Raw genomic sequence first — 14,725 nt, forward strand, 5'->3', positions numbered from 1 at the left:
CCGGCGATGCGGATCACGCTGCGGGTCATCGGGATCGGCCCCGGGAACGCCCGTCAGATAACCCTGGAGGCGATCGACGCACTCACCGACGTCGATGTCTTCCTCGTGCTCGACAAGGGGGGCGACAAGGACTCCCTCGCCGCCCTGCGCCGCGACATCCTGGATCGACATGCGTCGCCCAACCATCGGGTCATCGAGATCGTCGACCCACCACGCGACCGCGATCCGGCCGACTACGACGCGGAGGTTCGACGCTGGCACGCCGCCCGTGCGGCCGTCTTCGGTGATGCGCTGCGGGCCGAGGTACCCGACAGCGGGGTTGCCGCGTTTCTGGTCTGGGGCGACCCCGCCCTCTACGACAGCACCCTGCGTATCGTCGACGACCTGACCGAGCACTCCGATCTCGACCTCGACGTCGAGGTGATACCCGGGGTGACCAGCGCGAGCGCGCTCACCGCGGCACATCGGATCGCGGCCAACCGAATCGGTGAACCCATCCACATCACGACGGGTCGTCGGCTGGCCGACACCCCGCACGGTGCGGACACCAATCAGATCGTCATGCTCGACGGCGATCTCGCCTTCCGCCGGACCGCCGACCCCGACGACCACATCTGGTGGGGCGCCTATGTCGGCACCGATGACGAGATCCTGGTGAGCGGCCGAGTGGGCGACGTCGCCGACCGTATCGCCCGACTCCGGTCGGAGGCCCGCGAACGCATCGGCTGGATCATGGACATCTACCTGTTGCGCAAACCCTGACCCACCGCACCGCCGGCGTCTCGTCGCACCGGCCGGCGCCCCTCACCGCGCCGACGGCCGCCCCCTCACCGCGCCGAACCCCTCGAACAGACGAACCCGCATCTCGCCGACCGTGTCCCGAAATTCGCCGATCGTGCCCTGAATCGCGCCGATCGTGCCCAGCGCCGACACCTCGGATGGCGGTTTCACCCACTCGGCGATGTGCTGGGCACGCTCGGTGAATTCAGGGCACGATCGGCAGATCCAATGGGAGGCACGCTCGGCGATGTGCAGGGCACGCTCGGCGAAATCCAGGGCACGGTCGGCGGGTCCGACGGGAGGAACGCTTGGCGGCGCCCGCGGCGGCCGCTCAGCCTCTCACCACACTTCGTCGAGCGCGGCCATCAGGTCGTCGCGGATCTCTTTGCGGCAGATGACGAAATCCGGCATGTACGGCTGCGGCTGGTTGTAGACGATCGGGGAGCCGTCGAGGCGGCTGCAGTGCAGGTCGGCAGCGAGTGCCACACCGACGGGTGCGCAGTTGTCCCACTCGTACTGGCCGCCCGCGTGCACATAGGCGTCGACATCGCCGCGCACCACCGCCATCGCCTTCGCACCGGCCGAGCCGATGCCGATCATGTTCAGCGACAACCGGCGTGACACCCACGCACTCTCGTACGATCCGCCGCGACGCGAGGCGGCCATCCGACGGGTGAGTGGCCCGCTCGGCGGCTTGACGGTGTCGGAGCGGAAGACCTCGCCGACGGCGGGCAGGGAAACGGCCGCCTCGGTCACCGACCCGTGCTCGGTCAGCGCGACATGCACCGCCCAGTCGGCCGTCCCGGACGAGAACTCACTGGTCCCGTCGAGCGGATCGATGATCCACACCCGATCCGCGGTCGACCGGTCGCCGATGTCGGCGCCTTCCTCGGACAGGACCGCATCGTTCGGCCGATGGCGCACGAGCACATTGGAGATCCACGCCTGCGCCATCGCGTCGCCGACGTCACCGAGGTGGCGGCCCCGGAGGAGCCCGCGGTGACGTACGCCGACCAGGATCTGACCGGCACCGTCGGCGAGCTGTGCCGCCAGGTCGGCATCGGAAAGACGCGAGATCATCCTCCAACTAGAGCACACTGGACTCATGCCTGAGCTTCCTGAGGTGGCGGCCATCGCGGAGTACGTGGACGGACGCGCGGCCGGCTTCCCCATCCGACGGGTCGATGTCGCATCGCTCGCCGTGCTGAAGACGGCCGACCCGCCGTACACGGCGTTGACCGGTCGCATCGTCGAATCTGCCGGCCGGATCGGAAAATACCTGGTCATCCGCACCATCCCGGGTCCCGACGGCGGCGGGGCCGACCCGGTGATCAACCTCGTCATCCATCTGTCCCGCGCGGGATGGCTCAGGTGGAGCGACCACCTCTCACAGACGCCGCCGCGACCGGGAGGCAAGGGGCCCATCGCCATCCGTGTGCACTGCGGTCTCCCGGGCGAGGGATTCGATGTCACCGAGGCGGGCACACAGAAACGGCTGGCCGTCTGGATCGTGCGGGACGTCGGCGACGTCGATCGGATCGCCGGTCTGGGACCCGATGTGCTGTCGTGTTCGCGCGACGAGTTCGGCGCGATTCTGGCAGGCACGACCGGTCGCATCAAGAACGTGCTGACCGACCAACGCACGATCGCCGGGATCGGCAACGCCTACTCCGATGAGATCCTGCACACCGCAAGGCTCTCGCCGTTCGCCTCTGCGAAATCGTTGTCTTCCGAGCAGGTCGACACGCTGTTCGAGACGACGCGCTCGGTGTTGACCGGTGCGATCGGCCGCCTCGAGGGCCAAGAGGTGGCTCGCCTGAAGTCGGAGAAGCGAACCGGATTGCGGGTGCATGCGAGGACCGGACTGCCGTGCCCGGTGTGCGGGGACACGATCCGCGAGGTGTCCTTCTCCGACCGGTCGTTCCAGTACTGCCCGACGTGTCAGACCGGCGGCAAGGTGTTGGCCGATCGCCGGATGTCGCGGTTGCTGAAATAGCCGCCGTGCATGCCCTCATCGTCGACGACGACACCCGGGCCGCGGAGACCGTTCGGCGCATGCTGGTCAGCGACGGGTGGGCGGTGACCGTGGCACACGACGGAACCGATGGCCTGTGGCGTGCGACCGAGGCGCATTTCGACGTCATCGTGCTGGACATCATGATGCCGGGGTTGAACGGTTATCAGGTCCTGCAGCGCCTGCGAGAACAGCAGGTGTGGACGCCGGTGTTGATGCTCACCGCCAAGGACGGTGAGTACGACGAGGCAGAGGCCCTCGATTACGGTGCCGACGACTACCTCGTCAAGCCGTTCTCGGTCGTCGTCCTCAAGGCGCGGCTCCGAGCGCTCCTGCGCCGTGGCGCACCGGAGCGGCCCGCCCAGCTCCGCGCGGGCGACCTCGTGCTCGACCCCGCGGAACATGTCGTACGCCGTGGAGACGTACCCGTCACGCTCACGCCGCGGGAGTTCTCGGTGCTCGAGTACCTGATCCGCAACGCCGGGACCGTCTGTTCCAAGTCCGACATCCTGCACTCGGTGTGGGACGAGCACTTCGAGGGTGACCCGAACATCGTCGAGGTCTATGTCGGCTACCTCCGTAAGCGCGTCGACGTACCGTTCGGCGTCCGGAGCATCGAGACCGTCCGGGGCGCGGGCTACCGTATCCGGCCCGACTGATCGGCCGTTCGCCTCACGGCGAGGGAGGCAGGACGAGCGCGGTGCTGATCGCGCCGTCGCGGGTGCCGTCGGGCTGTGCGGTCGTCGTGGGCAGCGTGATGACGAAGGTGGCCCCGTGCGCGAACCCCGAGGGCGGGTCGCCGACGGTGACAGTCCCACCGTGTGCGCGGACGATCTCGTGGACGATCGACAGTCCGAGCCCCGAACCGCTTCGATTGCGGCGGTCGACGTCGAGACGCGTGAACCGCTCGAAGATGATGGAGCGCTGGTCTTCCGGCACGCCCGGCCCGTCGTCGGTCACGCTGATGGAGGCGATGCCGGTGGCCTCGTCGAGTGCCATCTCGAACCGGATCGTCGACTCGGCGTGGTGGACCGCGTTCTCGGCGACATTGCGAAGAGCACGACCGAGTTTGTCGGCGTCGGCCGACATCCGGATCGGCACGATCGATGTCTCGACACGTGCCAAGCCCAGCGACCGAAGCCGATGCGCCTCGGCGGACACGACATCGTCGAGGTCCACGTCCCGGATGCGCAGCGGCACACCGTGTTCGTCTGCCCTGGCCAGCAGCAGGAGGTCGTCGACCATGCTCCGCAGCCGGTGGGCCTCCGGCAGCAGGATCGTGCGCACGGTCTGCAAGTCGACCGCCGAGTCGGTGTCGTCGGCGAGGTCGAGGATGCCGACGACGGTGGTCAGGGGACTGCGCATCTCGTGCGAGGCGTCGCCGACGAAACGCAGTTGCGCATCGCGACTCTGATCCAAGCGCGCGAGCATCGCGTTCATCGTGTCGGCGAGCCGGGTGATCTCGTCGTCGGTGCTCGGCACCGGAACCCGCAGGGAGAGATCGGAACCGGTGATCGTGGTGACCTGCTCGGTGATCTTACCGACAGGGCGCAGGGCGCGGCCGACGAAGTAATAGATGGCCAGACCGGACAGGATCACGAGGATCGGGAGTTCGAGTGCCAGCAGTAGCGCGGTATTGACGAAGCCCTGCCGGTAGGCGGTGGTGGAGACCGCTGCGACGACGGTGAACTCGTCGTCACCGTGCCGCGCGCCGGCGATGGTCGCGCAGAACTCGTCGTCGTCACCAGGGACCAACGGGCCCTCGGTCGAGGTGGAGGTCCACGGCGCCGGTCGCTCCGAGGTCAACGGGACCGCCGGGGCGCCGGGCGACGCTGCGACCACCTGCCCGTCGCGGTCGATGACCTGGAGCACGTCGACCCCCGAACCGACCATCAGTTCCTCGGCCGGAATGCCCGCGATCCCACCCTGCCGGATGTAGTCGGCCATCTCGTAGGCGCGATAACTGGTGGAGTCGTACATCGATCGGTTGTCGGCGCGGTGGAGCATGAACAGCATCACCCCGGCACCGATCACGAGGGCGAGCGCGACCAGACAGGTGCCCACGATGGTGGATCGCATGCGGACGCCCTGCCGTCGGCGGAACAGTGCCCGCCAACCGTTCGTCGCGTCGGACAGCCCAGACATCACAACTCCTCGAGGTGCTTCGTGTCCCGACGCCACGTCGGCCCCGACGACCGCACCTGCTGTGGGCTTCATCGTAGGTCGTCATGCGAATGCACGACAGGGGCCGATGGGACGCGGATTTCAGCGGACCTTCAGGTTCGGCAACGCACTGTTGCTCCATGACCGCGATCGCGAATCCCGCGCACCCGACGGGACCGCAGGAACACGACGATATGGACTGTCGGCGGTCGGTCGCTGATTACGTTGTCCGCCAGCTTATCTCGATGTCGATCACCACTGTGTTCGGAGTTCACGGCGCCAACATCGAGGATCTTTTCGACGCGGCGGTGCGCGTCGATGAGATGACCCCGGTGATCGCCAAACACGAGTTCGCCGCCGGGGCCATGGCCGACGGGACCGCCCGGATCACCGGTCGACCGACAGTCGTGATGACCACCTCGGGTGGCGGCGCGATGAACGTGATCCCCGCGCTCGCCGAGTCCTACGACAGCCGGGTGCCGGTCATCGCACTGATCGGCACCGCGCCGTCGTCGTTCGTCGGGCGAGGGGCATTCCAGGACATGCTGTCTCCGCCGGACACGGTCGACATCGCCGGGGTCGTCGGCGGCGTCACCGGCTCGTGCTCGGTCGTGACGCGGCCCGACGATGTTCCCGCGGCACTGGCGACGGCGTTCGCCACGACGCGGCGCGGACTGCCTGCAGCCGTGCTCCTTCCGAAAGATGTCCAGTCCGCGCAACTGCCGGACGTGCACGTGTCGATCCACCCCGCGATCGCGTCGCCCCCGACTACCGACGACGTTCCGGCGGCATTGCTCGCAGCTGTCGCCGACGAGCTCTGCAGCACCGCCGAATCCGTTGGCGACGTGGTGATCTGGGCCGGTGACGAGGCGTCGGTCGCGGGCATCGGATCGGCGATCGATCGACTCGCGCAGGCGTTGTCGGCCGTGGTGGTAGTCGCCCCCGGGGGACGCGACATCCTCCGGGACGCTCCCGGATACGCCGGCGTCACAGGGGTGATGGGTCATCCGTCGGCGCACCGTGCGCTCGCCGCAGCCACAGTGTGCCTCGTGATCGGCTGCCGGATGTCGATGACCGACCGCGCCGGCCTCGACGATGTCCTCGCCGACAAGCGGGTCGTCCACCTGGGCTTCGAGCCGCCGCGGATGCCGGGCACCGCCGATCACATCCGCTGTGGCGCCATCGAGCCGACCGTCGACCATCTGACGTCGGCGGTACGGGAACGAATGCGCGGGAGACCGCGTCGGCGGACGACGATGGAGATCACCCACCTCGGCACGCGGCCGCCGACCACACACCTCGACATGCGGACGGTCATCGACGAACTCGGCGCCGCCCTCCCGGCCGGCACGACGGTATTTGCCGACGCCGGGAATGCGGGTGCCGCGGCCATCCACCATCTCCCGTTCGGGCACGGACGTTTCGTGGTCGCACTCGGCATGGGCGGTATGGGATATGGCGTAGCGGCCGGCATCGGCAACGCGATCCGGTCTGTGGCCGACGCCGATCCCCGCCGGACAGTGGTGATAGCGGGGGACGGCGCGTTCTTCATGCACGGCATGGAACTGCACACCGCGATCGAACACGATGCGCCGGTCACCGTCGTCGTTCTGAACAACAATGCCCATGCCATGTGCATCACCCGTGAGAAGCGGTTCTTCCCGGGCACCCCCAGCATCAATCGGTTCCGGTACACCGACGTCGCGGCGGGTCTCGCGGCCATGTTCGATGGCCTCACCGTCGTCCACGTCAGCGATCGCGACGCACTGCGTCCCGCGGTCGCGGATCTGCTGTCGCGAGCCGGCCCGAACTGTCTCGTGGTCGATGTCGACCCCGACGAGATCCCCCCGTTCGCACCGCTCCTCGAGAGAGAAGATCACTCATGACCGCTGTGTTGCCCGCCCTCTCCGACCTCGGCGACGCCGTCGCGACCCTCGACGGATTGACCCGTATCGAGTCGCATCCGCGCAAGGTCGCGACGCCGATCCTGATGGACAGACTGCGATCGGTCTATCCACACGAGGCGATCTACGGCGATTTCTGCCCGGTCCAGGGCTTTGTCGACGCCCCGCCCCGTGACCTGTACGCGTGGCTTGCCGATACCCGGTCGCTGGAGGAATGGACCTACAGTCTGCGCGGGTTCGCGGAGACCGAGGAGGACGGGCTCTGGGTTGCTCAGGACCGGCTCGGCTCGGACACCGCGATCTACACGCGCACGGTTGCGAATCCCGGTGCGATGACCGTGGATTACCACTGTGCCTGGGACCAGGGGCGCCACCTGTGGATGATCTACCTGATACGCGTCGTCGACGCCCAGGTCGTCCTCGACAAGCCGGGTTCGGTCGTGCTCTGGGTGAACTGCCGTCATCCGTTCTACGACGAGAACCCGTACCCGGACACCGCCCCACCCGAACGTCCGGTCTGGGTGGGTGACTTCTGGGACACCTTCTCTGCCGGGCATCAGATCGAACTCGACAATCTCACCGCGATCGCCGAATACCGACATCACCACGGCCTGCCCATCACTCCTGATTGGATGCGACGATGACCGCCACCCGGACCAGTCTGATCGACCTCGCCACCTATCTCCCCGAGAACCGCGTTCCGGCAGAGTATTTCGCACAGTACGCCGCCGACGACGACCTGATCGACAACGTGATGTTCCGTGCGCCCGCCTTCCGCCATCATGCGGCTGACGGTGAAACGTCGGCGGACATGATCCTCGAGGCTGCCCGGGCTCTGACCGACCGGAACGGCGGCGACTTCCTCGACGACGTCGACGTCGTCCTCACCCACAGTCAACTGCCGGAGGTACCTGTGCGGGGGTGCGGTGGGGAGGTGGCGCATCGGCTCGGCCTGCGACCGTCGACCGTGCTCGATGTCCACAACGGCGGGTGTGCGGCCTTCATCCACATGATCGACGTCGCTGGCGCGTTGCTGCGGGCGGGCGGAGGCCGAAAGGCGCTGCTAGGCCTGGCCCAGAACAGCGCCGCCCAGGTCTTCACCCAGGTGCAGGTGCGGGGCAAGCCGCAGGCGTCGATCCCGGGCGACGGTGCGGCGGTCGCGGTCGTCACCCTGTCCGACGACACGGGCAGCTCTGTACTCGGACTCGCCTGTCACTCCTACGGCCAGTACGCGGGCGACATGACGGGGGTGTCGTCGCCGCCGCGCAAGTACTGGGAGGCCGGTTCCGGACAGATCCACATCGGCTTCACCGAGGCCAAGATCGCGAAGGTGTTGGCCCGGGGCAACCGGATGGTGCCGGAAACCGCGATCGAGGTGGCCGACGCCATCGGGGTGAGGCCCCCCGACCTCGACTGGTTCATCACCAATCAGCCCAATCGGATCTTCCTGCGGAACTGGCGCGAGGCGATGGAACTGCCCGAGTCGCGACACCCGGACACCTTCGACGAGTGCGGCAATCTCTTCGCGGTCGGGATCCCGGTCACCCTCGACACGGCCGTCACCGACGGGCGAATCCGCAAGGGCGACACCGTGATGACGGCCGCGTTCGCACATGCGGGGGACTTCGCGGCGGCAGCGGCGCTGCGGTGGGGTGGGCGCCCATGACCCACCCAGGAGGTCCTGACCGTGGATCGTCGGATCGTCTCCGTCTCGATCTCAACGAATCGGCCTATCCGCCGCTCCCGTCCGTTGCCGACGCAGTGCGACGGTCGATCTCCGCGTTGAACCGGTACCCCGATTTCCTGCCCGACGACACGCGAACGGCCATCGCCGCACACCTGGGCCTCCCGTCGGGACAGGTCACTGTCGGGCCGGGAGCCACCGGGGTCGCACTGGCGGTCCTGCACAGCGCGATGCGACACGCGCAGTCGTCGGGAATCATCACTCCGACCCTGGTGACGCCGATACCGACCTTCGACGGCTACCCGATCCTCGCGGGCATGGTCGGCATGCGGGTGACACCGGTACGTCTCGCCGACGACGGAACCGTCGACCTCAACCGGGTGCGCACCGCCATCACGCCCGACACCGCCGTCGTGGTCGTCTGCTCTCCGCACAACCCGACGGGCGCCGTGGTCGAGCACGAGGACTTGTATCGCTTCATCGACGGTCTGCCGTCGCACGTCGTCACCGTCGTCGATCAGGCCTACATCGAGTTCGCCGAGAACGAGCCGGACCTGAACCGGCTCATCGATCACCGCAACCCCGTGGTGGTACTGCGGACCTTCTCGAAGGCCCACGGACTGGCAGCCCTGCGGATCGGATACGGGATCGGCCGTCGCGACATCGTCGGGTTGCTGCGCGGCCACGAGGTCCCCTTCGCCGTCAGCCGCTCGGCCATTGCCGCGGTTCCGGCCGCGCTGGCGGCCGACGCCGAACTCGCACAACGGGTTCGGGCCATGCGCGCGGAGCGGGAGCGGCTCGAGGGGATGCTGCACGCCATCGGCGCTGCGACCGTCCCGACGCAGGCGAACTTCGTGTTCCTGCCGGGACCGGACGGTGTGGCGTTGGGAGACCTCCTGCGAGCTTGTGGGATCGATACCAAGCAGTGCGGCGACGCCGGCACGCGGATCACCATCGGCGATCGTGCTGACACCGACCGTGTGGTGCAGGCCCTGCGGCTGACCGCACAGACGGCTTGACCCCGACGGCGGCCGATCGCGGGCCGGTAGGTTGGACCACCATGAGCGCAACGACACGGCAGAAGATCCTGATCACCGGCGCGAGTTCGGGACTCGGCGAGGGCATGGCGCGGAGATTCGCCGCCGACGGACGGTCACTCGCGCTCTGTGCTCGCCGCACCGACCGCCTCGACGCACTGGCCGACGAACTCCGCCCGACCGCCCGCCGGGTCGCGACGGCGCGCCTCGACGTCACGGACACGGATTCGGTTCCCGGGGTCTTCACATCGCTCGCCGAGCAGCTCGATGGGCTCGACCGGGTCATCGTGAACGCCGGGCTCGGTAAAGGGGCGCCGATCGGAACCGGCAAGGCGGCGGCGAACATCGAGACCGTGCAGACGAATCTCGTCGGTGCGCTCGCGCAGATCGAGGCGGCACTCGAGATCTTCCGCGCACAGGATCACGGCCACCTCGTGTTGATCAGTTCGATGAGTGCCATCCGCGGGCTGCCGAAGTCGCAGGCCGCCTACTCCGCGTCGAAAGCGGGGCTGTCCGCGCTCGGGCAGGGGTTGCAGGCGGAATTCGCGAAATCGCCCATCACGGTGTCGGTCCTGCTCCCCGGCTACATCGAGACCGACATCAACCGTGGGGTGAAGACCGCGATGATGACCAATACCGACACCGGTGTCGACGCCATGGTGGCGGCGATCGAGAAGGAGTCGTCGTGGGCTCCGGTTCCGCGTTGGCCGTGGTGGCCGATCGCCACGGCGCTGCGGTACCTGCCGTCGGAGATCAGCCGCCGGCTGGTGTGATCGATAGGCAGGCGGTCAGCCGGCCGGAGTGTTCGGTGCCGCCGGTGTCGATGCGGGACCGGGCAGCGACCAGGCGACCGGAGTCGACTTGTAGTCGAGTGCAGGATCGTCGGTGGTGTCGGCCCAGTAGATGACCTGCTGCAATCGCTGGCCCTGGTCGGCGACGGAGACGAGGCACGCGGTGTACGACTGTCCGCGGCGCATCCGTTCGGGAGGTGTCGCCTCCGGACACGCGGTCAGACCGGGAGTCGGGGACATGGTGAGTGCGGGTGTTCGGCCGTCGGCGCTCCCACTGAGTCCGACGACACGCGGGGCCGGTGCGGGACGCGAGGCCAACGAGGTGACCGTCACGTACAGGAAATACGGCGTGCCGCCCTGGGCGGTGTCCTCGGGTACTCCCTCGGCGGGGGTGATCCCCGTGACGGTGAACATCGCCGGCGATCCGTTCGCGGCGAACGCGTTCGCCGGCAACACCGCGCTCTGACCGAACGTCAGGGCCGTTCCGGGTGACGAGCGGGCGGGCTGACCTGCCGGGACGGTGACCGTCGCACTGGTCGGGACGGACGTGGGCGTCACGTCGTCGGTCGGGGTCGAACCGGTACAGGCGGCGACTGTCGCCAGCGCGACGAGCACGCCGATCGGCAGACACACACGCCGGGCCGCACCCGGCACCCTCGAGGAGGAACTCACCCTGCGTAAGGTATCCGATGTGTCGACCAAGCAAGGGCAGGTTGTGGCCCATGGCGCGTTCCAGTTGTTCTCCGAGCGCCGTCGGGGCGAGGTCAGCGAACTGTTGATCGACGTGTTCGGTCGTGGCGATGTGACCGCACTCGGCGCCGACTGGCGCGGCATCGTGTATTTCACGCTCGACGACGATCCGGAACTCGACGCGGACACCGTGGTCGGGTTCGATCCCTCGAGCGGCAGCAGCGGTCCGCTCACGTCAGTGGACGAGGTGCTCGAGGCGGTCCGTACCGGCGACATCGCCGAGGCGGTCGACGCCGCGAGTTTCGACGCCTGGCGGACGGCGACGGGTCAGCGTTCGATCGACATGGGTGACTGCGTGCCGCCCGCGCTGCACGAGTTCATGGGCGGTGATCCCGCCGAACGATCGACGGAGACACAGGATCTCGTCACCTTCATCGCGGTCGCCGCAGCGCTGATGGGCCGGCTCGAGGAACTCGGTGTGCAACCCGGCGACGAGATCCCCGACGAGGTGTTCGACGAGTCGCGCTGGGGGTAGGCGCCCGCCGATCCCCGTGGAGCCTCCGGGCGCCCCGACCCCTGAGGAGGGGGCCGCGCGTCCCGACCCCTGAGGAGCAAGCCTGCGAGCGTCTCGAAGGGGTCAGGCCTTGCGTCCCCGGTGCTCTCGGTACCAGCGCACCAACTCATCGGTCGACGAATCATCCTGCGGCGCAGGTGATTGCGCGTCGACGATGATCCCGAGGAGTTCTTTGGCCTGGGTCTTGCCGAGTTCCACACCCCATTGATCGAAGGGGTTGATGCCCCAGATCATGCCCTCGACGAAGACCTGGTGCTCATAGAGTGCGATCAGCTGGCCGATCACCGACGGTGTCAGTTCGGGGGCCAGGATCGATGTGGTTGGCCGGTTTCCGGGCATCACCTTGTGCGCCACCACATTCGGTGCGACGCGCTCGGCCGCGATCTCGTCGGCGGTCTTGCCGAAGGCCAGCACCTTGGTCTGCGCGAAGTAGTTGCTCATCAGGAGGTCGTGCATCGAGCCGGTGCCGTCCGCGGTCGGCAGGTCGTCGGTGGGCTCGGCGAAGCCGATGAAATCCGCGGGAATCATCCGCGTCCCCTGGTGCAGGAGCTGGTAGAAGGCGTGCTGACCATTGGTGCCGGGTTCGCCCCAGAAGACCTCGCCGGTCTCGGTGGTGACGTGATGCCCGTGAGCGGTCACCGACTTGCCGTTGGACTCCATCGTCAGCTGCTGCAGGTATGCGGCGAATCGCGCCATGTCATTGGAGTACGGCAGGACGACGCGAGACTGCGCATCCCAGAAGTTGTTGTACCAGAGGCCGATCAGGCCAAGGATCACCGGCGCGTTCTGCTCGAGGGGAGCGGTCCGGAAGTGATCGTCGACGAGGTGGAATCCGGCGAGGAACTCGGCGAACTGTTCCTTGCCGATCGCCGCCATCACCGACAGGCCGATCGCGGAGTCCACCGAGTACCGGCCGCCGACCCAGTCCCAGAACCCGAACATGTTGGTGGTGTCGATGCCGAACTTCGCGACCTCGTCGGCGTTGGTGCTGACGGCGACGAAGTGCTTGGCGACGGCGCTCTCGGGGGCTTCGCCGTCGCCGGCGAGTTCCTCGAGCAGCCATCGTCGTGCGGCGGCGGCATTGGTCAGCGTCTCCAGCGTCGTGAACGTCTTGGAGGCGATGATGAAGAGGGTGGTCTCGGCGTCGAGGTCGGCGAGGGTGGCGACCATGTCGGCCGGGTCCACGTTGGAGACGAAGTGGCAGCGAATGTTCGCGTCGACGTAGTGGCGCAGCGCCTGGTACACCATGACCGGTCCGAGATCAGACCCGCCGATCCCGATGTTGACGACGTCGGTGATGGCCTTGCCGGTATGGCCCTTCCACTCGCCGCTGCGGAGCCTGTCGGTGAACTCGCCCATGGCCGTGAGGACTTCGTGGACGTCGGCGACGACATCCTGTCCGTCGACGTGCAGCGTGGCGTCAGCGGGCAGTCGTAGCGCGGTGTGCAACACCGCGCGATCCTCGGATGTGTTGATGTGTTCGCCGGCGAACATGTCGTCGCGGCGATCCTCTAGACCGACCTCACGGGCCAGGCTGAACAGCAGTTCGAGGGTCTCGCGCAGGACACGATGCTTCGAGTAGTCGATGTGCAGGTCGCCGACGTTGACGTTCAGTTCGCGTCCGCGATCCGGGTCCACTGCGAAGACCTCGCGCAGATGCATCGCATACACGTGCGGTTGGTGGGCGGCGAGCGCCTGCCAGGACTGCGTTGCGGTGATGTCGTCGTGATCGCTGGTGTCGAAGTCGCTGCCGGAGACGTCACTCATGATGTTCACCCTATGTGGTCCATGCGTCACATGTGGCGCTACCTCAGCCGTCGAGGAGCAACGGCGGGACGATGCCGCGGGCGAACCAGGCGCGAGCCTCAAGCGTGAACGGTCCGTCCGGGAGGAGCGGACGACAGAGTTGGCGGATCTGCTCCTGGTGATCTGCGGGCAGCGCCGCCAGGTATGCGCCCGCGGGCCCGACAGCGAAGGTGAACGGCTCCCAGAAGTCGTCGAAATCGGCGTAGTCGGCCCGGGCGGTCAGAGCGCCGTCGGCCACGTCGCGCAGACCGATCGCACGCAGTCGGGTGGCGATGTCGCCGCGCCCGACACCCACGCGCATGCGTTCGCCGACGACGTCGGGGTCGAGGCGACGGGCCGCCGCCCAGAATGTCTCCAGCATCGTCATCCCGCCCTCGTCGAGATCCCACATGCAGGCGGCGACGACTCCACCCGGCCGGGTGACCCGGGCCATCTCCCGCAGGCCGTGGTCGGCGTCGGTCATGAACCCGACGACCAGGCACGACAACGCCGCGTCGAAGACGCCGTCGGGCCAGGGCAAGGCCTCGGCCATCCCCTCACGGACGTCCGCGTCCGGATGACGCTCACGGCAGGCCGCGACGAACTGAGGTGCCGGGTCGATCGCGGCGACGTTCTGCGCTCCCACGTGTCCTGCGAGCACGCCGGTGAGGCCGCCCGGCCCGCATCCGACGTCGAGGACCCTCGCGTTGCGGTCGAGTCCGGTCGCGTCGACGAGTTCGGGTGCCAACGTCCGCGTGTAGCGACCCATGAAACGGTCGTAGCCGTCGGCGGGTGACGTGAACATGAGGTCCACTCAACTCCGGTGGGTGTGCGGGGTCAATCGTGTCGACCGTCGGACACCGGTCGTCGGTGCTGCGGTGCGCCAACGGTGCTCAGCGGCAGTGTCTTTCGCTTGTGTCCGTCGTCAGCGTCCGAGCGGGCCGCGCCCCAGCCGCAGCAGCAGCATCGCGAGAGTGTGACCCTCCTGGCCGAGCTCGGCGAAACGATCGAGCACCTTCACCTCGCGGCTGTGTACCAGGCGCGGGCCACCGGATGCCATGCGTGCCGCGCCGATCTTCTTCGACACCGCAGATCGCCGCTTGATGGAGGCGAGGATCATCGCGTCGAGCCGATCGATCTCTTTGCGCAGTTCGTCGATGTCGTCGGGCAGCCCGGTCACGTCGGAGGACAGGTTGTAGGAATCCACGTCGAACGGCGGCGCGGCACCGGACTTCTCGTCAGGGCTGTTGGCGTCAGTCACGCGACCGATTTTGCCACGGGAGCCACCGGCCGTGAGACTGGA

At 67.8% G+C, this 14,725-nt stretch carries 15 protein-coding genes; 9 read left to right on the plus strand and 6 right to left on the minus strand.

Annotation, left to right across the window (positions count from 1 at the left end; translation table 11 throughout):
• Positions 1–6 precede the first annotated feature (6 nt).
• Positions 7–762 (plus strand): precorrin-6A synthase (deacetylating), encoded by a 756-nt coding sequence (cobF, locus tag EEB19_RS08200; RefSeq protein ID WP_187585010.1) that lies wholly within the window; start codon positions 7–9, stop codon positions 760–762.
• 357 nt (positions 763–1,119) lie between these two features.
• Here cobF and EEB19_RS08205 read toward each other — a convergent pair whose 3' ends face one another.
• The gene (locus tag EEB19_RS08205) at positions 1,120–1,860 is read right to left on the minus strand and encodes a 3'(2'),5'-bisphosphate nucleotidase CysQ (RefSeq protein WP_187585012.1); all 741 of its coding nucleotides are present in this window, start codon (positions 1,858–1,860) and stop codon (positions 1,120–1,122) included.
• Positions 1,861–1,885: 25 nt separating this feature from the next.
• Here EEB19_RS08205 and EEB19_RS08210 point away from each other — a divergent pair, with 25 nt between their 5' ends.
• Both EEB19_RS08210 and EEB19_RS08215 read left to right on the plus strand, forming a co-directional pair.
• Positions 1,886–2,776 carry an Fpg/Nei family DNA glycosylase gene (locus EEB19_RS08210; protein ID WP_187585014.1) on the plus strand — a complete coding sequence of 297 codons (891 nt, stop codon included), beginning with the start codon at positions 1,886–1,888 and terminating at the stop codon, positions 2,774–2,776.
• A 5-nt stretch (positions 2,777–2,781) separates the two neighbouring features.
• The gene (locus EEB19_RS08215) at positions 2,782–3,453 is read left to right on the plus strand and encodes a response regulator transcription factor (protein ID WP_187585016.1); all 672 of its coding nucleotides are present in this window, start codon (positions 2,782–2,784) and stop codon (positions 3,451–3,453) included.
• 13 nt (positions 3,454–3,466) lie between these two features.
• On the opposite strand, the gene EEB19_RS08220 is transcribed toward EEB19_RS08215, so the two are convergent.
• On the minus strand, positions 3,467–4,939 hold the full coding sequence (locus EEB19_RS08220) for a HAMP domain-containing sensor histidine kinase (protein WP_187585018.1): 1,473 nt from the start codon (positions 4,937–4,939) through the stop codon (positions 3,467–3,469).
• A gap of 263 nt (positions 4,940–5,202) precedes the next feature.
• Between EEB19_RS08220 and EEB19_RS08225 the strand changes: the two genes are divergently transcribed.
• The 5 genes from EEB19_RS08225 to EEB19_RS08245 are packed head-to-tail and all read left to right on the plus strand — an operon-like array spanning position 5,203 to position 10,355.
• Complete coding sequence (locus EEB19_RS08225; protein ID WP_262365516.1) at positions 5,203–6,843, plus strand: thiamine pyrophosphate-binding protein; 1,641 nt, start codon at positions 5,203–5,205, stop codon at positions 6,841–6,843.
• Complete coding sequence (locus EEB19_RS08230) at positions 6,840–7,505, plus strand: SRPBCC family protein (RefSeq protein ID WP_187585020.1); 666 nt, start codon at positions 6,840–6,842, stop codon at positions 7,503–7,505. Before EEB19_RS08225 ends, EEB19_RS08230 begins: the two co-directional genes overlap by 4 nt.
• Entirely contained in the window at positions 7,502–8,527 is a 1,026-nt protein-coding gene (locus EEB19_RS08235; RefSeq protein ID WP_187585022.1) for a 3-oxoacyl-ACP synthase III family protein, read from the plus strand. Before EEB19_RS08230 ends, EEB19_RS08235 begins: the two co-directional genes overlap by 4 nt.
• A complete protein-coding gene (locus tag EEB19_RS08240; RefSeq protein WP_187585024.1) occupies positions 8,524–9,564 on the plus strand; it encodes a histidinol-phosphate transaminase in 1,041 nt (346 codons plus the stop codon). Before EEB19_RS08235 ends, EEB19_RS08240 begins: the two co-directional genes overlap by 4 nt.
• A 41-nt stretch (positions 9,565–9,605) precedes the next feature.
• Complete coding sequence (locus tag EEB19_RS08245; RefSeq protein WP_187585026.1) at positions 9,606–10,355, plus strand: SDR family oxidoreductase; 750 nt, start codon at positions 9,606–9,608, stop codon at positions 10,353–10,355.
• Positions 10,356–10,370: 15 nt separating this feature from the next.
• On the opposite strand, the gene EEB19_RS08250 is transcribed toward EEB19_RS08245, so the two are convergent.
• The gene (locus EEB19_RS08250; protein ID WP_262365517.1) at positions 10,371–11,045 is read right to left on the minus strand and encodes a hypothetical protein; all 675 of its coding nucleotides are present in this window, start codon (positions 11,043–11,045) and stop codon (positions 10,371–10,373) included.
• Positions 11,046–11,064: 19 nt separating this feature from the next.
• On the opposite strand from EEB19_RS08250, the gene EEB19_RS08255 reads away from it, so the two are divergent.
• Complete coding sequence (locus tag EEB19_RS08255; protein WP_187585028.1) at positions 11,065–11,598, plus strand: hypothetical protein; 534 nt, start codon at positions 11,065–11,067, stop codon at positions 11,596–11,598.
• A 102-nt stretch (positions 11,599–11,700) separates the two neighbouring features.
• On the opposite strand, the gene pgi is transcribed toward EEB19_RS08255, so the two are convergent.
• From pgi to EEB19_RS08270, 3 genes are all read right to left on the minus strand, one after another.
• Positions 11,701–13,404 (minus strand): glucose-6-phosphate isomerase, encoded by a 1,704-nt coding sequence (gene pgi, locus EEB19_RS08260; protein WP_187585030.1) that lies wholly within the window; start codon positions 13,402–13,404, stop codon positions 11,701–11,703.
• Between the two features lie 43 nt (positions 13,405–13,447).
• Complete coding sequence (locus tag EEB19_RS08265) at positions 13,448–14,227, minus strand: class I SAM-dependent methyltransferase (protein ID WP_187585032.1); 780 nt, start codon at positions 14,225–14,227, stop codon at positions 13,448–13,450.
• A gap of 120 nt (positions 14,228–14,347) precedes the next feature.
• Complete coding sequence (locus EEB19_RS08270) at positions 14,348–14,683, minus strand: chorismate mutase (protein WP_187585034.1); 336 nt, start codon at positions 14,681–14,683, stop codon at positions 14,348–14,350.
• Between the last annotated feature and the right edge of the window lie 42 nt (positions 14,684–14,725).

The organism is Gordonia sp. OPL2, assembly GCF_003797825.1.
Taxonomy (GTDB): domain Bacteria; phylum Actinomycetota; class Actinomycetes; order Mycobacteriales; family Mycobacteriaceae; genus Gordonia.